Here is a 21,659-nt window from a genome sequence, read left to right as displayed (position 1 = left end):
TACTTCACCGGCCGGGGGAGGCCGGAACGCATGAGGATCTGAGGGGGAGCAGCTTCCATGGCCATTTTCTCGAAGTCGAACGTGCCGCAGTTCTCGGTCGACGTCTACCAGAACGAGTACCTGCCCGAAGGCGGCCGCGAGGTCAACGCCATCGCCACGGTCAGCTCGACCGGCGGCGGCACGATCGGCACCGCCGTCAGCGCGCCGCACCTGTACTCCGCGGGGCAGAGCCCGGACGCCGCCGTGGCGGTCATGGTCGACTGCTCGGGCTCCATGGACTACCCGCCGACGAAGATGCGGGGCGCGCGGGACGCCACGGCCGCCGCGATCGACGCCCTGCGCGACGGCGTGCACTTCGCGGTGATCGGCGGCACCCACGTCGCCACGGAGGTCTACCCCGGCAACGGCCGCCTCGCGGTGGCGGACGCGGCCACCCGCGCGCAGGCCAAGCAGGCCCTGCGCAGGCTGAGCGCGGGCGGCGGCACGGCGATCGGCACCTGGCTGCGCCTGGCCGACCGCATCCTCGCCTCCGCCGACGTCGCCATCCGGCACGGCATCCTGCTCACCGACGGCCGCAATGAACACGAGTCACCGGAGGACCTCAAGGCCGCGCTCGACTCCTGCGCGGGCCGCTTCACCTGCGACGCCCGCGGTGTCGGCACCGACTGGGAGGTGAAAGAGGTCACAGGGATCGCCTCCGCGCTGCTCGGCACCGCCGACATCGTCGCCGACCCGGCCGGGCTCGCCGCCGACTTCACCTCGATGATGGAGACGGCCATGGGCAAGGAGGTCGCCGACGTCAGCCTGCGGCTGTGGACGCCGGTGGGCGTGGAGATCAAGTTCGTGAAGCAGGTGGCGCCCTCGGTCGAGGAGCTGACGGACCGCCGTACGGAGGCCGGGCCGCGGGCCGGGGACTACCCCACCGGTTCCTGGGGCGACGAGTCCCGCGATTACCACATCTGCGTGCAGGTTCCCGGCGCCGGCCTCGGCCAGGAGATGCTCGCCGCCCGCGTCTCCCTGGTCGTGCCGCAGGACGACGGGAGCGCGCAGACGCTGTCGCAGGGCCTCGTGCGGGCGGTGTGGACGGACGACATGACGGCGTCCACCAGCATCAATCCTCAGGTCGCGCACTACACGGGCCAGGCCGAGCTGGCCCAGGTCATCCAGCAGGGACTCGACGCGCGCAAAACGGGAGATCTCGACGGCGCGACCGCGAAACTCGGCCGGGCCGTCCAGCTCGCGGCCGCCTCCGGCAACGCGGATACGGCGAAACTGCTTTCGAAGGTGGTGGACGTCGTGGATGCCGCGGAAGGTACTGTTCGATTGAAGGCGAAGGTCGCCGAGGCCGACGAGATGACACTCGAGACCCGGTCGACGAAGACTGTGCGGGTGAAGAGGCAGTAGCTTCGCCCGAGAGAATCACCCGAGAGATTCGCCCGAAGAGCAGCAAGCGCGGCGCCCGGCGCCGCGGACAGTGCAGAACGTTGAGTCGTACGGCCCTCGGGCCGGAGTAGGAGAGGGGGAAGCGCCGACATGCCGACCTGCCCGAACGGACACCAGTCGGGTTCCGACGACTGGTGCGAGGTCTGCGGTCACCGCATGGCCGGTGCCGTACCGCCGCCTCCCCCGCCGCCGCCCGCGGCCGGGTACGGCTACCCCCCGCCGCCTCCCGGCCAGGACCCGAACTTCTCGCAGCCCGCGCCCGGACGCCCGCATCTGGCCGCCGTGCCGGACCCGGGCCCCGAGGCGGAGCTCTGCCCGCAGTGCCGCACGCCCCGCGAGGCGAACGCGCCGTTCTGCGAGGAGTGCCGCTGGAACTTCCTCACGAACACCGCCACGTCGTACACCCCGGCCGCGCCGAACCCGCCGCTGCCGGCCACGCACGGCGGTCCCGGCATGCCGCCGCCGCAGTCGGGCCGGCAGTTCCAGCAGCAGCAGCCCGGCCCCGGTGGGCCCGGTCCCGGTGGGCCTCAAGGCCGTCCGGGTCAGGAGTCGTACGAGTACCAGGGCTCGCGCCCCTCGCAGATGAACCGCCCCGCCGAGCCGATCCCGCCCTTCGGGAACGGCAACGGCAACGGCGGCGGTGGCAACGGTGACGGCAGGCCGGGGCAGCCCGGTCCTCCCGGGCAGCACGGTGGACCGGGGCAGCACGGTCAGCAGGGTCCCGGTGCTCCGCAGGCGTTCCAGCAGCCGGGTCCGCCCGCGCCGCCCGCGCCCGCCTTCCCGCAGCAGACCGGCGGCCCGCAGGGTCCGCCCCCGCCGCCGCCCGGCTCCGGAGGCCCCTCCTTCGGCGGTGGCGACGACTGGGTGCTGTCCCCGCCGTCGTCCGCGTCCGCGCCGCCCGCCCAGGCGGAGCCGTTCCGGCAGGGCCCGCCGCCGCAGCAGGAGCAGTTCCCGTCGGGGCCGCCCCAGCAGCAGGAGCCCTTCCAGCGGCAGGACGTGTTCCAGAGCCCGTCCCCGCAGCAGAGCCCGCCCCCGCAGCAGGGCCCGCCGCAGCAGCAGGGCCCGCCTCAGCCGAGCCCGCCGCAGCAGCAGGGCGCGCCTCAGCAGCAGGACCCCTTCCAGCAGGGGCCCCCGCAGCCGCAGGCACCGCAGGGACCCGGCACGTGGACGGCGACCATCGGTCCCGACCGCGAGTACTTCATGGCGATGATGCAGCGCAGCGGCCCCGAGGCCTCGGGCCTGAACCTGCCCGCGTACTCGCCGGAGCAGCAGCGTCCACTGGCCGGCAACCAGCTCACCATCGGCCGCCGCCGGCACTCCACGGGCGACACCCCGGACATCGACCTGTCGGTGCCGCCGGAGGACCCGGGCGTCTCGCACCAGCACGCGGTCCTGGTCCAGCAGCCGGACGGGAGCTGGGCGGTCGTCGACCAGAACTCCACGAACGGCACCACGGTCAACAATGGCGAGGAGCCCATCCAGCCGTTCGTCCCGATCCCGCTCCAGGACGGCGACCGCGTACACGTGGGCGCCTGGACCACCATCACCGTCCGCCGCGACTGAACCGTCCGCGGGCCGTCACAGCGGCCAGACGTACGGCCCCTCGGGGTCGTCGAGCCAGGCCCACTCGTACGGTCCGCGCACGGTCACCCCGAAGCGCTCGCGCACCGGCCGCCGCTCGCGCTGCCACAGCGCGAGCGCCTCGTGCGGGTCGAGGCTGCCCGCGGTCAGCTCCAGAAGGAACCGGAAGAGTTCGTTCTGGAGGGCTTTGCGCGGCAGTCCTCCGGTGTGCTGCTCGTAGGAGCTCCGCGCCTCGCCGCCGCGCAGCGGGACGAAGTAGGCGGGCGTGTGCAGGAAGCGCCCCTCGGCGTGCTCCGCGTCCCGCACCGTCAGCGCGATCAGGCCGGTGGCCAGCGGGGACAGGATGCGGGCGCCCGGCCGGCACTGGGCGAGCCAGGGCCTGGGCACCGAGCTGAGGGAGCAGGTGGCGATGATCCGGTCGTACGGTGCGCGCTCCCGGCAGCCCGTGGCCCCGTCGCCGGTCACCACGGCAGGGCGGTACCCGGCGGCCGCCAGGTGCCTGCGCGCGGACTCCGTGATCTCCGGGTCGAGGTCAACGGTGGTGACGTGGTCGTCGCCGAGCCGGTGGGCGAGCAGCGCCGCGTTGTAGCCGGTGCCCGCGCCGATCTCCAGGACGTCGCAGTCGCCCCCGTCCCCCACCTCCAGCCAGGCGAGCATCTTCGCCATGAGGGACGGCTGGCTGCTGGAGGAGATCAGCTGTCCGTCGCGTACGCGGGTGGCCAGCGGGGCGTCGGCGTAGGCCCCGTCCAGCCAGCGGGCGCGGCGTCCCGCGTCGGGGTCCTCGCACCAGAGCCGCTCGTACCCGCCCGGCACCCCGAGGTAGTAGTACGGCACGAACAGGTGCCGCGGCACGGCCTCGAACGCCTCCCGCCAGGCGGGGTCCTCCGCCCAGGCCCCGCTCGCCTCTAGCTCGCGCACGAGGGCGGCCCCGGCCTCGGCGACACGTGCTGGATCGGGTTCCATGACTCCACTGTGCTGCCGGGAAGCCGCCGATGCGAGCGGCCGGACGACAGGACCTAGGTCTTCCGTACTCGGCCGCGGCGTCTGAGACCATGGACAGCGTGACAGAGATCCCGCACGGCACGGTTCAGGAGCAGACCTACTACGAGCAGGTCGGCGGCGAGGAGACCTTCCGGCGTCTGGTGCACCTCTTCTACCAGGGGGTCGCGGAGGACCCGCTGCTGCGGCCGATGTACCCCGAGGGGGACCTGGGGCCGGCCGAAGAGCGCTTCGCGCTCTTCCTCATGCAGTACTGGGGCGGCCCGCGCACGTACAGCGACAACCGCGGCCACCCGCGCCTGCGCATGCGGCACGCCCCGTTCACGGTGGACCGGGCGGCGCACGACGCGTGGCTGAAGCACATGCGGGCGGCCGTCGACCAGCTCGGCCTCTCCGAGGAGCACGAGCGGACCCTGTGGAACTACCTGACGTACGCGGCGGCGTCCATGGTCAACTCCGAGGGCTGACCGCCGCGCTTCACCGAGGTGGCTGGGCGGGTGTGACGGAGAGCCCCGGGGCGCCCGCCCGGCGGACGGCGACGGACCCGTAGGCCGTACGCAGCCGGAGCCACGCCCCCGACGACAGCAGGGTCAGCGCGTCGCCGCGCAGGAAGCCGAGGGACTGCGCGGCGTGCGCGGCCCGTACCGGCAGGCCCGTGGTGCCGATGGTCCTGGACCAGATCTCCCGGCCCACCCGGTCCAGCTCGGCGCGCACCCGCTGCTCCGCGGGCAACTCATCGACGCGGGCGCGGAATTCGGTCACGGCGACCCGCACCAGGTCCCGCACGGCCTCGGGGGCCGGCAGCCCCGGCTCCTGCCGCCAGCCGCCGCGGGGCGGCAGGACGCCCGCCCACGGCGGCCCGGTGACGGCCCCGGGCACGGTGGCGTCGCCCGGCGCCAGGACCGACTGGGCGGCCTCGCCCACTGACTCCAGGAACTCCCCCGCCGAGACGGTGACGTCCAGCATGGCGTCGAGCCCGTGTTCGTACGGCTTGGCGAGCCGTGCCGTACGGATGGCGAGCACCTCGAACGACGGCGGCCGCCCGAACACGGCGAGCGTGTCCCCGGCGGCCTGGAGCCGCACCGCGGCGGCCTTGTCGTAGTGGATCAGCCGGGCCAGGAAGGCGGCGAGGTCCGCGGCCTCCCCGGCATCGGCGAAGTGGAGCCGCCCGGTCATGCGGCGAGCGCCCCCGAACCGCTGTCGGCGCCGTCGTCCACGTACCGCTCCAGGAACGACCGCTCCTCGGCGGAGATCCGCCGGGGCCGCTGCGCCTCCAGGTCGAAGGGCACGACCACGGTCGAGGCCCGCACATACACCTGATCCGCGTCCTTGATCTCGTACGCGATGGTCAGCGACGCCGCGCCCATCTTCGTCACCCACGACTCGATGGTGACCGGCTCGTGCCGGTGCACCAGCGGCCGTACGTAGTCGATCTCGTGGCGGGCCACGACGGACCCGCCGGAGAACGACGGGGAGCCGTCACCGGGTGCGAGCCGGAACATGAAGTCGATGCGCGCCTCTTCCAGATACCGCAGGAAGACGACGTTGTTGACGTGCCCGAAGGCGTCCATGTCCGACCAGCGCAGCGGGCATTGGTATATGTGTCGAGCCACGGTCGCCTCAGCCTCGCGTGAGCTTCTTGTAGGTGGCGCGGTGCGGGCGGGCCGCGTCGGCACCGAGGCGCTCGATCTTGTTCTTCTCGTACGACTCGAAGTTGCCCTCGAACCAGTACCACTTCGAGTCGCCCTCGTACGCCAGGATGTGCGTGGCGACCCTGTCGAGGAACCACCGGTCGTGGGAGATCACGACTGCGGCGCCCGGGAACTCCAGGAGCGCGTTCTCCAGGGAGGACAGGGTCTCGACGTCCAGGTCGTTCGTCGGCTCGTCGAGGAGGAGCAGGTTGCCGCCCTCCTTGAGGGTCAGCGCCAGGTTGAGGCGGTTGCGCTCACCACCGGAGAGCACACCGGCCGGCTTCTGCTGGTCCGGGCCCTTGAAGCCGAAGGCGGAGACGTACGCCCGCGAGGGCATCTCGACCTGGCCGACGTTGATGTAGTCGAGCTCGTCGCTCACCACGGCCCAGAGGGTCTTCTTCGGGTCGATGTTGGCGCGGCCCTGGTCGACGTAGGAGACCTTGACCGTGTCACCGATCTTGATCTTGCCGGAGTCCGGCTCCTCCAGGCCCTGGATCATCTTGAACAGCGTGGTCTTGCCCGCACCGTTCGGACCGATGATGCCGACGATGCCGTTGCGCGGCAGCGAGAAGCTGAGGTCGTCGACCAGAACCTTGTCGCCGAAGGCCTTGGAGAGGTTCTCGACCTCGACGACGATCGAGCCCAGACGCGGGCCCGGCGGGATCTGGATCTCCTCGAAGTCCAGCTTCCGCATCTTGTCCGCCTCGGCGGCCATCTCCTCGTAGCGCGCCAGACGCGCCTTGGACTTGGCCTGACGCCCCTTGGCGTTGGACCGCACCCACTCCAGCTCTTCCTTGAGCCGCTTGGCGCGCTTCTCGTCCTTGCGGCCCTCGACCTTGAGGCGGGTCTGCTTCTTCTCCAGGTACGTGGAGTAGTTGCCCTCGTAGGGGTGGGCGCGACCGCGGTCGAGCTCCAGGATCCACTGGGCGACGTTGTCCAGGAAGTACCGGTCGTGGGTGACCGCCACGACGGCTCCGGCGTACTGGGAGAGGTGCTGCTCCAGCCAGTTCACCGACTCGGCGTCGAGGTGGTTGGTGGGCTCGTCGAGGAGGAGCAGGTCGGGCGCCTCGATGAGGAGCTTGCAGAGCGCGACGCGGCGCTTCTCACCGCCGGAGAGGGTGGTGACGGGCCAGTCGCCGGGCGGGCAGCCGAGTGCGTCCATGGCCTGTTCGAGCTGGGCGTCGAGGTCCCAGGCGTTGGCGTGGTCCAGGTCTTCCTGGAGCTTGCCCATCTCCTCCATCAGCGCGTCGGAGTAGTCGGTCGCCATGAGCTCGGCGACCTCGTTGAAGCGCCGGAGCTTGCCCATGATCTCGGCGGCGCCGTCCTGGACGTTCTCCAGGACGGTCTTCGTCTCGTCGAGCTGCGGCTCCTGCATGAGGATGCCGACGCTGTAACCGGGCGAGAGGAACGCGTCACCGTTGGACGGCTGCTCGAGGCCCGCCATGATCTTCAGCACCGTGGACTTACCGGCGCCGTTGGGGCCCACGACACCGATCTTGGCGCCAGGCAGGAAGCTCAGGGTGACGTCATCAAGAATCACCTTGTCGCCGTGCGCCTTGCGCGTCTTGCGCATGGTGTAGATGTACTCAGCCAAGAGAAACCGTCCGGCAATCAGTGAGTGGGCAGATACACCCCATCTTGCCTGACGGCCACCTACCGGGGGAAACCAGTATGGCTGGGGGGCCATGACCTGGACGTTCTCTGACCGCTTGGGTAGTTGACTTGCCACTGACTGTCACCGTTGGTCGCTGCTGAGCAACCTCGCACGGCCCAGGGACGGCCCAGGATTCGGTCACCAAGAGCTGCCGCTCAAGCGACTGGGAGCACCCAGAAGCTGCTCGCCGTCGAGTCAGGTGTGGGGGCGCCCAGCTCGACGTACACCCGTCAGCGTCTCGTAGTCGACTCGGCCACACCGAGGTCCCGGCGCATGATCTTACGGAGGTCGGCCACTGCCCGATCGAACCTGTCCTCCAACGCTCGGTACGCAGGACTCTCGACCGTGGCACCGCCCACAAGGAGGTCCCTCGTATCCCTCAGCACCACGAATGCGGTGCGTGAGGCCTCGACGACGTCGTGCGGCGCGGTGATGGCCAGCTGGTGTCGGATCTCGTAGGCCCCGGGCGCCAGAAACAGTTCGCGCACCCTTTGAGGGCGCTCCTCAGCCGGGACGCCCGCCTGCGCACACTCATTGAGGGCGGTACGCATGCGTGAGAGTGCGGCGGTGTAGTCGGCATAGAGCTGCCTACGCACGTCGAGACTCTGGCCGACACGCTCCCTGCGCCACCTGATCCGATCGGCCACCAGCGTGGACCCGACCCCGATGACCGCGCCGAGCAGCGTACTTACTGGCGATATCCACTCCATGGCGAAGGAGCGTAGGCGGCGAGAGACGTTACCCCACTAGGGATTGATCGGAACCTCGTAGACGATCTCGCACAGAGCAGCGGGCACCACGATGTCCGCCGCGAACTCCGCCAAGCTCGTGCCGACTTCCGCGCCGCGCAGGATCGCGATGCCCTCGGCCTGGACGACCGCGAGCCGGACACCGTCCTCGTCCTCTCCGACTGGCAGTACGCGGGCCACGGCCACACACCGGGTGAATCCGCCCTCGCCGCCACGATCGCCCGAGATCTCCAACTCAACCGCGACACCGCCCGAGAAGAGCTCAAGGCGGCCACCGATGAAGGGGCGTGGTGACGATGGAATCCCGGCTCCCTGTCCGCTACCTGACCCCTGACGACCTGGTGGACCTCTTCGACCTGCCCAGCGTCGAGCCTGTCACGAACGGTCGCGTTCGGCCGGGTCCTTCTTCTTGCGGAGGAAGAAGACCGCCGCGCCGCCGAAGACGACGAAGACCACCGCGATGCCGGCGATCAGCGGCGTACTGCTGGAGCTGCCGGTCTCGGCCAGGTCGCCGCCGCCCGTGGTGCCGCCCGCCGACGCGGGGCTCGGCTCGTTGACCGGGTGGGACTTGCTGCCGATCGCCGCGCCCTCGGTCTTGCAGTCGAGCACGCCCTTGAAGCGCTTCTCGAAGCCGCTGGGGCCCTGGATCGTGAAGTCGTAGGCCTGGTCCTCCTGGAGCGGGATCGTCACGGTCTGCGACGTGCCCGCCTCGATCGTGTGCTTGAACCCCATGAGGCGGAACGTGAAGGGCTTGTCGCCCTTGTTGCTCGCCGTGATGTCCACGCCGCCCTTGGCGCAGTTCTTCTCCGCCGAGAGCGCGGGTATCGCGCCCTCGGTGGCCCAGTCGGCCGTCGCCGTGGCCGACACGGTCGACTCGCTGGAGCCCGCGAGGATCTGCGCCTGGCTCCGGGTCCCGGAGGTGAACGCCCGGCCGACCGGCACGGTGGTCGACGCCTGGACGGAGAGCGCGGCCGTGCCGTCCGGGGCGTCCTTGGGCACCTCGAAGTACAGCCGGGTGCCGTCGCCCGCGGACTTCACGGGCTTGCCGTCCTTGCCGACGATCTTCACGCCGCTCGCCACGGAGTCCGCGGGCGGTGTCACGGTCACCGCGTCCGCGTCGGTCCGCACGGTGACGGGGCCGAGCCGCTCCCCCGCGTGCCCGGAGACGGCCGGCGGCTCAAGCGTCAGTGAGGCCTTCGGCTCGGCGCTGTCGCGCGCGCTCCGCTCCAGGTAGTCGGCGAGCTTCTCGGCCTGCGGGTCGACGGCTTCGACCTTCGCCCCGTCCGAGTACCGCCAGATCGCCACCTGGGTGCCCGCCGCCGCGGTCTGCTCGGTGAGGGACCTCGCGCCGGCCTTCTCGGCGAGCGCCGCGAGGTCGTTCACCTGGGGGTAGGAGTGCTGAAGGATCCAGCGGATCTTCCCCGCGTCACGGTTGCCGTGCAGCGAGGTGCCGCTCCACGGGGTCTCCTGGTACTCGGCGTCCTTGCGCGTGGGGTTGTGGATGTCCACGCAGTACGTCTGGAGGGTGCCGCCGTTCTCGACGGACATCTCGAAGAGGCCCGCGGGCACCTGCTGGGAGCTGCCGTTCTCACGGATGACGGCCTGGTCGTAGGTTTGCAGTCCGCCCAGCGTGGCGGTCGCCCCGCCCCGGTGCTGCGGCGCCTCCTCCGCGGCGGCCGGTCCGGCGGTGACCAACGCACCCGTGGCGACGAGCCCGGACGCCGCGGCCACCGCGGCGAGGCGGGCGGCGCCTCTGCCACGTAGGGCGCCGCGCACGACGCTGCCCAGGGCGCTCCGTATGGACCACGCAGAAAACACTGAATTCTCCTCCGTGCGGGACCCGTTCAAGACGGTGGGGGATGGTCCCGCCAGCAGATCGAAAGAGGCAGGAACACCTGCCACCTGCGTGGCTCCTCCTGCCAACTGCCCCGTGAGTTACGTTCGGCATCCTAAGGAAACAGCCCACCGTGACCCCCCGTCATACCGTCGGATAACCGATCCGACTCGGAATCGTTATGGCGGCCCCCCTCACAACACCCCTTGCGAGCTGGGCTTATCGACAAATCAATGGCACGCGAAATGCCGATAAGCCGCACATTCGCCGCCGGTACCCGACGTATGGCTGCCGCCGGTGCCCGACGCATGGCTGACTGGCCGTCACCCCACTGGCTCCGGCTCCGGACGCTCCCTCGCCGACGCCGGCTCCGTCAGTGCCCCGTCGCCCTTGAGCACCCGCCGGAACGCCGCCGTGCCGCGCGACAGATCGTGGCCGATGGTCTGCGCGTCGATGTCCGCCGACGTCCAGTGCTGGCCGCCCCGCTCCTCGTCGCGGACCTTCAACCGCCCCTGCACGATGACCGGTTCGCCGACCGCGAGCGAGCCCTGCACATTGGTGCCGAGCGTGCGCCTGGCCCACACCGTGAAGAAGTTCGTGTGCCCGTCGTTCCAGGTGTTCTTCACCGCGTCGAAGTACCGGGCCGTCACCGCCAGCCGGAACCGTGCCACCGGTCCCGACGGCAACTCCCGGTACACCGGCGTCGTCGCCACGTTCCCCACCACCGTGACCGTCGTCTCGTTCATGCGAGCCTCCCCGTGCGTGCGCTGCTGCCTCCGCCGCCGCGCCGTCCGCGGCTGCGTTCTCAGACTGCACCGGTCGGGCCGGGCCCGCTGGGGCCTGTGGGTTACCCGCAGGTTGTGGACAACCCCGTCACCCTTGAGGGCACGCGGCCGGGGTCGCCCTTGAGGGCACACACCCGGCCAAGGTCACCACAGCGGCGCCCGTGTCCCCGTCACCCGCACGTACTGCTCCCGGACCTCCCGGTACCTCAGCAGCTCCGCCGCCACCGGATCGAGGACGCGGGCCCGGCCGCACCCGGCGGCCGCCTCCCGCAGCCGCCACTCCGCCTCGTGCCCGTACCGCCTGGCGGGTCCGCGCGCCGCGAAGCGGCTCATCCACTCCACGCAGGGGCCGCCCACGATGCCGGTCAGCATCAGGAGCACCGGCACGCCCAGGTTCGGCGTGGCGATGCCGATGACCTGGGCGAGGAGCCAGAGGCCGCCGACCACCTGGATCAGGCTCATCGCCGCCTGGGTGAGCACCGCGGCGGGCCACCAGTTGGGCCTCGGCGGCCGGCCCGCGGGCACGCCCGCCCGTACCGCCAGGATGTCCAGCGCCTCGGGCAGGCCTTCGGCGCCGCGCACCGCGGCCTCCCGTACGGCCTGTCCCCAGGGTTGCGGCAGCCCTGCCGCAGCCTCGTCGGCCACCGCGCGCACCGCGTGCTCCACGCGCTGGCGGGCCGTCACCTCCTCGTCCACGGGGCCCGGAGCGATGGGGACCGCCGAGCCCTCGGCCGAGCGCCGCGCCTCGTACCAGCGCCACAGCCGCAGCCAAGGGTCGCCGCACGCCTTGCCCGCGTTCCTGGCCCAGGCCCGTTCCGCGGCCTCGCCCGCGGTGGCGGCGCCCACGGCCTCCGCGAGGCGGTCGGTGAACTCCTCGCGCGCCTCCTCGCTGAGCCCGATACGCCCCCGGTTACGGCCCGCGGACGCCCCGGCCACATACACCGGACGCAGTCGTTCCGCCGCGGCGTCCAGGTCGGCTGCGATACGCCGGGCCGCGGCGGACCTCTGCCGGATGAACTGGCCGAGCGACTCGCGCAGTTCCTCCATGCCCTGGCCGGTGAGCGCGGAGAGCGCGAGGACCGTGGCCCCCGGTTCGCCGTGCTCGCCGAGCGCCAGGCCGTCCTCGTCCAGGAGCCGTCGCAGGTCGTCGAGGACCTGGTCGGCGGCGTCACCGGGGAGCCGGTCGATCTGGTTGAGCACCACGAAGGTGACCTCGGCGTGCCCTGCCATGGGGCGCAGATAGCGCTCGTGGAGCATCGCGTCGGCGTACTTCTCCGGGTCGACGACCCAGATGACGGCGTCGACGAGCCCCAGGATGCGGTCGACGTGCTCGCGGTGCTCGGCGGCCGCCGAGTCGTGGTCCGGCAGGTCGATCAGCACGAGCCCCTTGAGCTCGTCGGCGCCGGGCCCCTGGAGCGGGCGGCGGCGCAGGCGCCCCGGGATGCCGAGCCGGTCAAGGAGGCCCGCGGCGCCGTCCGTCCAGCTGCACCCGAGGGGCGCGGCGGTCGTCGGCCTCCGTACGCCGGTGTCGGAGATCATCACTCCGGCGAGGGCGTTGAAGAGCGTCGACTTGCCGCTGCCGGTGGCGCCCGCGATGGCGACGACCGTGTGCCGTCCGGAGAGTTTGCGCCGGGCGTCGGACTCGTCGAGGACACGGCCGGCCTCGGCGAGCGTGCTGGTGTCGAGGCGGGTGCGGGAGAGCCCGACGAGTTCCCGCAGGGCGTCGAGCCGCTCTCGCAGCGGTCCCTCGTACGAGGCGGGGGGCTGCGGGGCCTGGGGCTGCTTGGAGGGGGCGTACGCGCGTGCCGCGCTCTCCGCGGGCCGCTGCTGCCCCTCGGTGACACGCCGTGCGATGAGGCCGTCGCCCCAGGCGTCGCCGGAGCCGTCGGCGAACCGGCCGGAACTCCCCGGACTCCCGGAGCTCCCGGGACTTCCGGAACTCCCGGGATTCCCGGAGCTTCCGGAACGCTCGCCCCGCTCGTCGTGCTCTGTGTGATCAGTGACGGTGGTCACCGCGTCACCTTTCCTTCTGCAGTACGGACAGGGCGGCGATCAGTGCGGACTGGGGTTCGGGGCGCACTTCGAGGGCGTCCAGGGGGGCGAGCCGGCGCTCCCGCTCGGTGGCGAGGACGCGTTGCAGGTAGCCGACGAGCAGGTGCGCGCCCCGGTCGCGCAGCCTGACCGCGCTCTGGGCGCCGATGCGCTCGGCGAGCACCTCACCGGCCACGCGGGCCCGGTGCCCGCCGAGGAGGGTGGTGGCGAGCAGCGCGGCGACGGCCTCGGGGTCGGGGAGCGCGTTCCTCTCCATGCCCTGGAGCCCGCGGACCTCGTCCTCCGCGTACTCCTCCAGGACGCGCCGCCATCTGCGGACGGCCATCCCGATGCGGTGCTCGGCGCTCTCCATGGACGGGTCGCGGTCGGCGAGGCCGGGGACGCCCGCGGCGGGCTCTCGCCGCCAGGCCTCGTCGATGCGCTCGTCGGCCGCGGTCACCGCGCAGAGCAGGAGCGCCTCCAGGCTCTCGCAGATGGCGTCGAGCAGTTCGTCGGCCCGGCAGTCCAGCGGGTAGCTGCGCCACCGCTTCAGGGCGCCTCCCGCGAGCACGCCCCCGGCCCGCAATCGGCCGTGCACGCGCGCGTGCTCGTTGTCGTACGCCTCGTCGACGGCGGAGGTGAGCCGTAGCGCGGCGGCGTGCTGGGCGGCCACCGCGCCCGCGAGTTCGGGCATACGGGTGTCGAGCGAGCGCAGGACCCCGGACGCCGTACGGGTGATGGCCTGGGCGCGGGCGTCGGGGTCCTGGACCCGGTGCGTGAGCCAGGCGCGCAGGGGCGCGACGGCGGTGGCGGGGAGGAGGCCGCCGCCGCCGGCGGACTCGGGCAGCTCGGGCACCGTGAAGCGCGGCACGTCGCCGAGGCCCGCCTTGGTCAGGAGCGCCGCGTACTGCCGTGACACCTCGGTCACCACCTGGTGGGGCACCCGGTCCAGGACGGTGACCAGGGTGGCGTCGTGCTCCTTGGCGGTGCGGAGCAGGTGCCAGGGCACCGCGTCGGCGTAGCGGGACGCGGTGGTCACCATCACCCATACGTCGGCGGCGGAGATCAGCTCGGCGGCCAGTACGCGGTTGTTCGCGAGGAGGGAGTCGATGTCGGGTGCGTCCAGAAGGGCCAGCCCGCGCGGCAGGCTCTGCGCCGTCTCGATGCGCAGGGCGCGCTCGCCATCGGCCCCGAGGGCCAGCACGGCGTCGTCATCGTCGTCCCCCTCGTCACCGTTCTCCCCGCTGTCCATGGGGTCAGGCTGGGGCATCCACACGCGCGCGAGGTCGGGGAGGACGCGCATCCCCGCGAACCAGAGGTGGTCGTCCGGATGGCAGACCAGCACCGGTGTACGTGTCGTGGGCCGCAGCACGCCCGCCTCGCTGACCCGCCGTCCGACCAGGGAGTTCACCAGTGTCGACTTACCGGCACCGGTGGAACCGCCGATGACGGCGAGCAGGGGCGCTTCGGGCGCCTTGAGCCGGGGCACCAGATAGTCATCGAGCTGCGCGAGCAGCTCGTCCCGGTTGGCACGCGCGCGTGGCGCCCCCGGAAGGGGGAGCGGAAAGCGTGCGGCGGCGACACGCTCGCGCAGGGCGGAGAGTGCGTCAAGCAATTGAGGCCGTACGTCCAAAGTCACCACATGTGAAGAATGCCCAATTTTGGCAGCTTTCTGAAGCATATGGGTCGCTCTGCGCGCGCCGATCGGACACGGGTGAGGGAAGGGGCGGCCGGGACGGAGGCATAACGAGTGCACAACACCCGTGACGTGAGACGCCAAAAGCGGTGCGAGATTCGCACCTGCCTGCGATTATCAGGACCGCTTCACTGAACCTCCACATCGTGGCGCGGAGGCGGAGCACCAGGGACACGGACCCACAACCCCTATCCTTGTCCCCGGCAAGGTCACGGATGCCCCCCACATCCACCCCCTTCGCCACCCGGCCACATCCGGCCCCCGTAGCTCAGTGGATAGAGCAGGCGCCTTCTAAGCGCTTGGCCGCAGGTTCGAGTCCTGCCGGGGGCGCAAACGCCCCTCACCTGCGGTAACGCGTGAGGGGCTCATTCATGTCCGGCTGTACATCGCGCCATGAGCAAGCGCCTTCGCGGGGCCGTGATCATGGGCACCGGCAAACCCACGCGCCACGACGACGACAACGCCCCCGTCGGCGAATCCACGTCCGAAGCACGGTGTAGCACTGGGTGGCACACCCCCGGTATCGTGGGCAGCATGACAGCGCAGCCGGAGATCACTCAGCGCGATCTGCGCACCCGCTCCAAAGAGATCATGGACGCCGTCCAGGGAGGACAGGCGTTTACCGTCACCCGCGACGGACACCTTCTCGGCGAGCTGATCCCGCTCCGCCGCCGTCGCCGGTTCGTTCCCCGTGCCGAGTTCGCGGCCATGTCGCGCGCCGCCCCTGGCATCTCGCCAGACGCATTCCGCGACGACCAGGACGCCGTCGTCGAGCAGGAGTTGGACGACCCGTATGCCCGCTGAGCACGAGCAGGGACTGCTCGACACCAACATCATGATCCTGCGCAAGTGGATCGACGCCGACGAGTTGCCCGCCGAGATGGCCATCAGCGCCATCACTCTCGCGGAACTCTCCGCAGGCCCTCATCAGGTACGCGGCAGCGACGAACAGAGCGACTACGACGAACACGCCGAGCGGGCCCGCCGCATGGACGTCCTGCAGCGAGCCGAGAACGAATTCGACCCGATCCCCTTCGACGTGGAGGCGGCTCGCGTCTACGGCAGAATCTGCGCCGCAGTCGTCTCCGCAGGCCGCAAGCCCCGTCGCCGTGTGGCTGACCTGATGATCGCCGCCACCGCAGCCGCCGAGGAGCTCCCCCTCTTCACCACCAACCCCGACGACTTCAAGGGCCTCGACGACTTGATCACCATCGTTCCCGTGACCCGGCCCGAGATCCTGCACGACCGGTAGCACCGCACAGAAGTGGCCGCTCGCGCCATGATGGGCCGGGCAGTACCCAGCCATGAGGGCGCAAACGCCCCTCACCTGCGGTAACGCGTGAGGGGCTCTTTTGTGGCCGGGTGCGCTGCGCTGTGGCCCGCTGGGGTCAGGGACGCGGTGTCACTTCTTGACCGGCGGGCAGGTGCCCGTCTCCTCGCCGATCGAGTTGATCTCGGCGTTGGGGCGCGAGTCGCCCGCGTAGTCGACCTGGTCCGTGCACTTCGTGTCGGGGTCCTTCGGCGTGCCCGACGCCTCGCCGGACTTCTGGACCGGCGGGCAGGTGCCGGTGTCCTCGCCGATGGAGTTGATCTCGGCGTTGGAGCGCGCGTCGCCGGCGTAGTCGAGCTGGTCCGTGCACTTCGTGTCGGACGGCGTCTTCTGGACCGGCGGGCACGTGCCCGTGTCGTCGCCGATCGAGTTGATCTCCGCGTTGGAGCGCGGGTCGCCCGCGTAGTCGAGCTGGTCCGTGCACTTCGTGTCGGACTTGGCGGGCGCGCCCGTCGACTTGCCCTTCGCGGTGTCGGACTTCGCGGTGTCGGACTTCGGGGTGCTCGGGGCCGCCGCCGACGAACTGCTCGCAGAGGGGGAGGAGGTGTCGGCACTGTCGTTGTTGCATGCCGTCAGCGCCAGGCTGAGGGCCACTGCGGTCATGGTCAGTACCGAGATCTTCCGAGTGCGCATGCTGGGGTCTCTGTCCTCTGTGTGGGGCTGCCGCTCGTGGGGAGCGGGCGGTCGGGTGAGAGCCGGCGCGGCTGTTCGTCCGTGTGGCTTTCTGTCCTCGCAGACGGTCGCTGTGGTTGCCTGAGTTTCACCTTGATCGTGTTCAGGACACGTTCGTGACATGACAGTGGCCGGGCCGTTAAGTCGGCATCGGGCGGCCTGCTTCCGGAGAGAGTGCTGGTGAGCCGCCAGGCGCCGTTATTTTGGGCCGATGACGCCGATCAAGAAGTTCCAAGTCACCTTCGACTGCGCGGAACCCGAGCGCCTCGCGCGTTTCTGGTGCGAGGTGTTGGGATACGTCGTGCCGCCGCCCCTAAGGGGTTCGCCACGTGGGACGACTTCAAGCGCGGCCGCCAAGAACCGGGTGCATCTCGACGTGCGGGTCGGCACCGGGCTCGTGGGTGAGGAGCGCCTCGCCGCGCTCGAGGCCGAACGCGCGCGGCTGGTGCCGCTCGGCGCGGTACACGTGCGAACGCTGTATGACGGCAACGATGCGTACATCCCGATGCTGGACATCGAGGGCAACGAGTTCTGCATCGACTGAGGGGCCGCGAGCGTGTCCTCGTTCTGCCCGAGGGGTCAGGACCGCTCCTACAATGAAACCCCCCGGTCGATGGGCCCGGGGGTTCCTTGCCGTCCCAGCTGTCCCGCCTGTTCCGGAGGCGCTTCCTCTCGTGGCCCGGCGCAGACCAGAGAGGTTGCGGAAGAGCTTGAAATGCGCTAGCAGCCACACTCCCGCGAACCGCGAACCCTGCGCTGAGCGCGAGGGGGCTCGGGATGGCCGCGTCTTCCGCTGACATTCCGTTCCTGCGGGTGCCCGTCGGGCACGACGCCCACCGCTGGAGCACGTTCCACAGCGAGCGAACGCTCGTCGTGGCGACCCGTACTCTCACCTCGACGATCCGCGTCCTGGAGACACTGCCACCGGTACTCCGCGGTGACCCCCGGGTCACGGTGGTCTTCGCTCATGATCCGACCTCCGCCTTCGGCGACGGCTCGCTCGACCTGCTCCACGACTCCGGCTGCCGCGTCATGCCGTGGGATCAGTTGCCGTACGCCGACCCCGACCTGATCCTCAGCGCGAGCGAGAACATCGACGTACCGGAGGGGGACTGCCCGGTCCTCGTCCTCCCGCACGGCGTCGGCTTCCAGAAGTACGTGCCGGACTCACGGTCCTCCCGCGACCGGCTGTCGGGAGTGGCGCCCGACGCGCTCATCGGGGCGGGCCGGGCCTGGACGGCCGTATCGCATCCGGAACAGGAGCGGCAGCTGATCGCCGCGCATCCCGAATGCGCCGGGCGCACCCTGCTCATCGGTGATCCGTGCCTCGACGAACTGCTCGTCAGCGTGGACCGCCGTGACGACTACCGGCGGGCGCTCGGGGTCACGGACGATCAGCGCCTGGTTCTGGTGAGTTCGACGTGGGGGCCCACCTCCCTCATCGGCAACAGCCCCGGCCTGCCCGCGCGGCTCCTCGCCGGGCTGCCCTGGGACGAGTATCGCGTCGCGCTCGTCCTGCACCCCAACGTCTGGTCGGCCCACGGCTCCTGGTACATCCGCACACTCCTGGCCGACGCTCTCGATGCCGGTCTGCTGCTGATCCCGCCGGTGCACGACTGGCGCCCCGCGCTCGTCGCCGCCGATGCCGTCGTCGGAGACCACGGGTCGGTGACGCTCTACGGTGCCGCCCTGGGCAAACCCTTGGCTCTGGCCGCGTACGGGAAGGACGCGGTACCCGGCACCGCAGGCACCGAGCTGGCACGGCTCGCGCCTCGGTTCGATCCCGAGGACAGTCCGCGGCGGCAGATCGAAGACGTCCTGCGAGCTCACGCGGGCCGGGCGGAGCCGTACGCCTCGGTGGCCGCCCGTGCCTTCGACAAGCCGGGCACGGCGCTCGCCCGGCTGCGCACCACCCTCTACGACCTGCTCCGCCTGGAGCCGCCACCGGCAGCACCGCCGTCCCCGCTCATGCTCACGGAGCCGGGCAACCCCGCGGCGACGGTCACCTCCTGGGTGGTCGGCACCCGCATCGACACCGACGCCACGGGCGGAACCACGGTGACCGTCCGCCGTATCCCCGCCACCGTCGCCACCAGCGCCACCACCAGCGCCGTCTCCGTCGCCGAAGAGGAGAGGGGGGACGAAGCTCAGGAGGAAGCGGCGGGGCACTTCTCGCATCTCTCCGTCCGCCCTGACGAGGAACGCGACCGGCGCCTGACCGAGAGCGCCTCGGTCCTGCTGGCCGCCGCACCCGCGCCGACGACGGCCGCGGCCCGCCGCTGGGTGCGTGACGCGCTCGCCAGGTGGCCCGGAAGTCTGCTGGCCGCGACCGCGCTCGCCTCCGGTGGCTGCCTGGTGGGCCTGCGGGACGGCCGGACCGCGTCGGTGCCGGCCGACACCGGGAACGCCGACCCCGGGAACGCCGACCCCGGACTGGTCGCCGCGGTCGTCTATACGAGCCTCCGGGCCGGTCACCCTCCGGCCGGCGGCTCGATGACGTTGCGCGTCGGCGACACGTACGAGGTCATCCGTCTCTCTCCGTGATCACCCTGAGGCCCCAGCCCCGTCCCCGGCCCCGTCCCGTCCCGCCCCCGTCCCCCAAATAGCCCCACGCGCCTCCATGGGCCCACTACACAGCCCCCGTTGATCACACTACGGTTGTCGTCGGCACGCAGGCTGAAGCTGGTCCGGCAGCTCGGCCGGTACGTGAAGGGGGCGCGGTGGCGGTCGAGGTGGTGGCGATCGCCGCGTCAGGGGCGACGAGCACGCTGGTCGGGCTCGCGGTCACCGAGGCGTGGACACGTACACGGACCCTTGTCGCCCGGCTGTTCAGCCGACGGCAGGACGCGACCGCCGCGGGGGACCAAGAGCTTCAGTCCGCCGTGGAGCAGTTGGCTGCGGCGCTCCGGTCGGAGGACCAGCACTCCCTGGGGGACGCCACCGACCGGCTGCGGCGCAGGCTGCGCCACTCGCTGCGCGAGGAGTCGCGAGCCGCGCGTGAATTGGTCGCGCTGCTCGGCGAATTAGACGATACGGGCGACGAGTTGGGCGATGCGGGCGACGAGCGGGAGGGCAGCGCCGCGGCGGCCCGGTCCGCGGACGCGCCGACCGCCGTCTCCTACGACGTCCCTCCTGCCCTGCGCCCCGAAGGGCCGCCCTCGGAAGTTCCCGCCCTGCGCACCCGGTTCATCAACCGGCATGCGGAACTCGCCGCCCTCGGCGGCTCGTCGACGGACGCCACGGCCGCCGCCTCGCACGTCGATGTGCGCGTCCTCGCAGGACCTCCCGGAGTCGGCAAGTCCGCCCTGGCCCGGCACTGGGCGCACACGATGCCCGACCGCTTTCCCGGCGGGCGGCTCTACGTCGACTTCGCCGCGCTGCGCGACCGCGCGGGCGCCGGTGCGGACGTGACGGAAGCCGTCGGTCACTGCCTGCGGTCCCTGGGCGTCGACGACACGCTCCTGCCGCCGTCCCTGGCCGAACGGACCGCGCTGTTCCGCAGCCGGACGTCCGCACTGCGCGTACTGCTCGTACTGGACGGCGTGACGTCACCCGCGCAGGTACGGGCTCTGATCCCACAAGGGCCCGGCAGTGCCGTACTCGCCACGAGCACGGCGAAGCTCGGTGAACTCTCCCTCGACGGCGCCCGGCCGCTGCCCCTGAAGCCGCTCAGCCCGGATGCCTCGCTGCTCCTGCTGGCCGACCGGTGCGGCGAGGACCGGATCGCCGCCGACCCGGACGCGGCACGCCGCGTGGCCGGCCTGTGCTCCGGGCTCCCCGTCGCCCTCCATGTGGCCGCGGCCCGCCTGGTGAACGACCGCCGTCTCGGCCTGGCCGCGCTCGCCGCCGAACTGGAGGACGAGACGCGCCGGTTGTCCGCTCTTGATGTGGGAGGCGAGTCCCCTGTGTCCGCTGTACTGAACGCCGCCTACGGGCAGCTGTCACCCGAGCTGGCACACGGCTACCGGATGCTCGGCTGGATCCCCGGCCACTGCTTCGACGTGGCGACGGCCGCGGCGGCGCTCGGCTCCGACGCGGAGGCCGCCCGGCTGCTCCTTGACGTCCTTGAGGACATGAGTCTGCTGGAGGTCACGGACGACCGCCGTCACAGGTTCCACGGTCTCGTGCGTGCCCACTCGCGCGAGCGTGCGACGGCCGAGGAGCCACCGGGTACGGAGCATGCGGCCGTACGACGCGTCCTGACGCACTATCTGGCGCTGACGGCCTTCGCCGACCGCTCGGTGCGCGCGGACCGCACGCGCGTCGCCGACCTCCGGCTCCTCCTCGACGAGCGGCCGGACCCGTTCACGGTGCACGGCGGCCCCCGCCCACTGGACTGGCTGGAAGCCGAGCGGGCCAACATCATGGCGGTGCTGCGTGCCGCCGGTGCGCACCGGCTGTACACACCGGGGTGGCAGCTCGCGGAGTGCTTCACCGTGCTGTTCCTGCACCACCGGCACCTCGGCGACTGGCAGGAGTCCCTGGAGCTGGGGGCCGGGTACGCGCAGGCCGCCGTCGCCCCGGCCGCCGAGGCACGACTGCGCACCCTGCTCTCCCGCCCGCTGATGGACCTCGGCGAACACGACCGGGCGCACCGGGAGCTGACGGCGGCCATCGCCTGCGCCGAGGTCTCCGGCGACACGGTCCTGCAAGCGTCGGCGCTGGAGTTCTCCGGCCGCTACTGGGACCGGTTCGCCCCGGCCCGCGCGATCGCCGCGTACCAGCGCTCCATGGAGCTGAACGCGCAGGCCGGTGAAGCGCGCGGAGCGGCCATCGCCGCCTTCTTCCTCGGACGCGCCCAGGACGCGAACGGCGAGACCGCGCTCGCGCTCGCCACCCTCCAGCGGGCCCGCACGAGCCTGCTGTCCCTGCGCGATCCCGATCACCGCATGGCGGACCGGGCCGCCGCCGCGCTCGGCCGGGTCCTGGACCGCCTGGGCCGGACCACCGAGGCGGTGCCCGTCCTGCGCGAAGCCGCGCGGGCGCTGCGGGAGCACGAGGCGTACGCCTATGAGGCCGAGGCCCTGCTCGACCTCGCGTCCATCGCCGAGCGCCCCGGCGCCGACCGCTCCCGGCTGCGGGACGACTTGGCCAGGGCTCTGGCCGTCCACGAGGAGATGGGCAGCCCTCTCGCCGGGGAACTGCGTGAGCGGCTGCGCGCGGCGGAGGAACTGGACGGGGCCTGACCGTCAGG

Annotated in this window: 18 protein-coding genes, 1 tRNA gene and 1 pseudogene; 10 read left to right on the top strand and 10 right to left on the bottom strand. The window is 71.6% G+C overall.

The genetic code is table 11. The features are described from left to right. The first annotated feature begins 57 nt into the window (after nucleotides 1-57). Together ACZ6JY_RS01500 and ACZ6JY_RS01495 are read left to right on the top strand one after the other, a co-directional pair. Nucleotides 58-1,404 (top strand): vWA domain-containing protein, encoded by a 1,347-nt coding sequence (locus tag ACZ6JY_RS01500; RefSeq protein WP_469191088.1) that lies wholly within the window; start codon nucleotides 58-60, stop codon nucleotides 1,402-1,404. Nucleotides 1,405-1,533: 129 nt separating this feature from the next. Beyond that, nucleotides 1,534-3,006 carry an FHA domain-containing protein gene (locus ACZ6JY_RS01495; RefSeq protein WP_469191086.1) on the top strand — a complete coding sequence of 491 codons (1,473 nt, stop codon included), beginning with the start codon at nucleotides 1,534-1,536 and terminating at the stop codon, nucleotides 3,004-3,006. A gap of 15 nt (nucleotides 3,007-3,021) precedes the next feature. On the opposite strand, the gene ACZ6JY_RS01490 is transcribed toward ACZ6JY_RS01495, so the two are convergent. After that, the gene (locus ACZ6JY_RS01490) at nucleotides 3,022-3,987 is read right to left on the bottom strand and encodes a methyltransferase domain-containing protein (protein WP_469191084.1); all 966 of its coding nucleotides are present in this window, start codon (nucleotides 3,985-3,987) and stop codon (nucleotides 3,022-3,024) included. A gap of 89 nt (nucleotides 3,988-4,076) precedes the next feature. Between ACZ6JY_RS01490 and ACZ6JY_RS01485 the strand changes: the two genes are divergently transcribed. Beyond that, complete coding sequence (locus ACZ6JY_RS01485) at nucleotides 4,077-4,490, top strand: globin (RefSeq protein ID WP_469191082.1); 414 nt, start codon at nucleotides 4,077-4,079, stop codon at nucleotides 4,488-4,490. 10 nt (nucleotides 4,491-4,500) lie between these two features. Here ACZ6JY_RS01485 and ACZ6JY_RS01480 read toward each other — a convergent pair whose 3' ends face one another. From ACZ6JY_RS01480 to ACZ6JY_RS01465, 4 genes are all read right to left on the bottom strand, one after another. Then, nucleotides 4,501-5,199: a DUF8010 domain-containing protein gene (locus tag ACZ6JY_RS01480; RefSeq protein ID WP_469191080.1), complete on the bottom strand. Its 699-nt coding sequence runs from the start codon at nucleotides 5,197-5,199 to the stop codon at nucleotides 4,501-4,503. Continuing rightward, nucleotides 5,196-5,636, bottom strand: a complete 441-nt coding sequence (locus ACZ6JY_RS01475; RefSeq protein WP_469191079.1) for an acyl-CoA thioesterase — start codon at nucleotides 5,634-5,636, stop codon at nucleotides 5,196-5,198. Before ACZ6JY_RS01475 ends, ACZ6JY_RS01480 begins: the two co-directional genes overlap by 4 nt. A 7-nt stretch (nucleotides 5,637-5,643) precedes the next feature. Then, nucleotides 5,644-7,308, bottom strand: coding sequence for an energy-dependent translational throttle protein EttA (gene ettA / locus ACZ6JY_RS01470; protein ID WP_469191077.1), 1,665 nt, complete (start codon nucleotides 7,306-7,308; stop codon nucleotides 5,644-5,646). Between the two features lie 290 nt (nucleotides 7,309-7,598). Beyond that, entirely contained in the window at nucleotides 7,599-8,078 is a 480-nt protein-coding gene (locus ACZ6JY_RS01465; protein WP_469191075.1) for a hypothetical protein, read from the bottom strand. Nucleotides 8,079-8,183: 105 nt separating this feature from the next. On the opposite strand from ACZ6JY_RS01465, the pseudogene ACZ6JY_RS01460 reads away from it, so the two are divergent. Next, a pseudogene (locus ACZ6JY_RS01460) lies at nucleotides 8,184-8,411 on the top strand (replication initiation protein); the annotation flags it as partial. Between the two features lie 81 nt (nucleotides 8,412-8,492). On the opposite strand, the gene ACZ6JY_RS01455 reads toward ACZ6JY_RS01460, so the two are convergent. The 4 genes from ACZ6JY_RS01455 to ACZ6JY_RS01440 all read right to left on the bottom strand — a co-directional run bounded on the left by ACZ6JY_RS01455 (nucleotide 8,493) and on the right by ACZ6JY_RS01440 (nucleotide 14,448). Continuing rightward, entirely contained in the window at nucleotides 8,493-9,935 is a 1,443-nt protein-coding gene (locus ACZ6JY_RS01455; protein ID WP_469191073.1) for a Cys-Gln thioester bond-forming surface protein, read from the bottom strand. A gap of 339 nt (nucleotides 9,936-10,274) precedes the next feature. Next, complete coding sequence (locus ACZ6JY_RS01450; protein WP_469191072.1) at nucleotides 10,275-10,697, bottom strand: single-stranded DNA-binding protein; 423 nt, start codon at nucleotides 10,695-10,697, stop codon at nucleotides 10,275-10,277. Between the two features lie 183 nt (nucleotides 10,698-10,880). Then, entirely contained in the window at nucleotides 10,881-12,749 is a 1,869-nt protein-coding gene (locus tag ACZ6JY_RS01445; RefSeq protein ID WP_469191070.1) for a YfjP family GTPase, read from the bottom strand. A 4-nt stretch (nucleotides 12,750-12,753) separates the two neighbouring features. Beyond that, a complete protein-coding gene (locus tag ACZ6JY_RS01440) occupies nucleotides 12,754-14,448 on the bottom strand; it encodes a dynamin family protein (RefSeq protein WP_469191068.1) in 1,695 nt (564 codons plus the stop codon). Between the two features lie 272 nt (nucleotides 14,449-14,720). Between ACZ6JY_RS01440 and ACZ6JY_RS01435 the strand changes: the two genes are divergently transcribed. From ACZ6JY_RS01435 to ACZ6JY_RS01425, 3 genes are all read left to right on the top strand, one after another. After that, nucleotides 14,721-14,793 (top strand) — tRNA-Arg (locus ACZ6JY_RS01435). Nucleotides 14,794-14,997: 204 nt separating this feature from the next. Further along, the gene (locus tag ACZ6JY_RS01430; RefSeq protein WP_469191066.1) at nucleotides 14,998-15,267 is read left to right on the top strand and encodes a type II toxin-antitoxin system Phd/YefM family antitoxin; all 270 of its coding nucleotides are present in this window, start codon (nucleotides 14,998-15,000) and stop codon (nucleotides 15,265-15,267) included. Continuing rightward, a complete protein-coding gene (locus ACZ6JY_RS01425; RefSeq protein WP_469191064.1) occupies nucleotides 15,257-15,715 on the top strand; it encodes a PIN domain-containing protein in 459 nt (152 codons plus the stop codon). The genes ACZ6JY_RS01430 and ACZ6JY_RS01425 overlap by 11 nt, the downstream gene beginning before the upstream one ends. Before the next feature lie 150 nt (nucleotides 15,716-15,865). Here the strand turns inward: ACZ6JY_RS01425 and ACZ6JY_RS01420 are convergent, their stop codons facing one another. Beyond that, nucleotides 15,866-16,426, bottom strand: coding sequence for a hypothetical protein (locus tag ACZ6JY_RS01420; RefSeq protein WP_469191062.1), 561 nt, complete (start codon nucleotides 16,424-16,426; stop codon nucleotides 15,866-15,868). Nucleotides 16,427-16,676: 250 nt separating this feature from the next. On the opposite strand from ACZ6JY_RS01420, the gene ACZ6JY_RS01415 reads away from it, so the two are divergent. The 3 genes from ACZ6JY_RS01415 (at nucleotide 16,677) to ACZ6JY_RS01405 (ending at nucleotide 21,651) form a co-directional block, all read left to right on the top strand. Further along, nucleotides 16,677-17,009 carry a VOC family protein gene (locus ACZ6JY_RS01415; RefSeq protein ID WP_469191060.1) on the top strand — a complete coding sequence of 111 codons (333 nt, stop codon included), beginning with the start codon at nucleotides 16,677-16,679 and terminating at the stop codon, nucleotides 17,007-17,009. A gap of 233 nt (nucleotides 17,010-17,242) precedes the next feature. Beyond that, complete coding sequence (locus tag ACZ6JY_RS01410; RefSeq protein WP_469191058.1) at nucleotides 17,243-19,009, top strand: hypothetical protein; 1,767 nt, start codon at nucleotides 17,243-17,245, stop codon at nucleotides 19,007-19,009. A gap of 176 nt (nucleotides 19,010-19,185) precedes the next feature. Then, complete coding sequence (locus ACZ6JY_RS01405; RefSeq protein ID WP_469191056.1) at nucleotides 19,186-21,651, top strand: ATP-binding protein; 2,466 nt, start codon at nucleotides 19,186-19,188, stop codon at nucleotides 21,649-21,651. The last annotated feature ends 8 nt before the right edge of the window (nucleotides 21,652-21,659 follow it).

This window comes from Streptomyces sp. NPDC046335 (assembly GCF_055587985.1).
The sequence above is the reverse complement of the archived record's forward strand: the minus strand, read 5'-3'. Positions and strand labels throughout refer to the sequence as shown.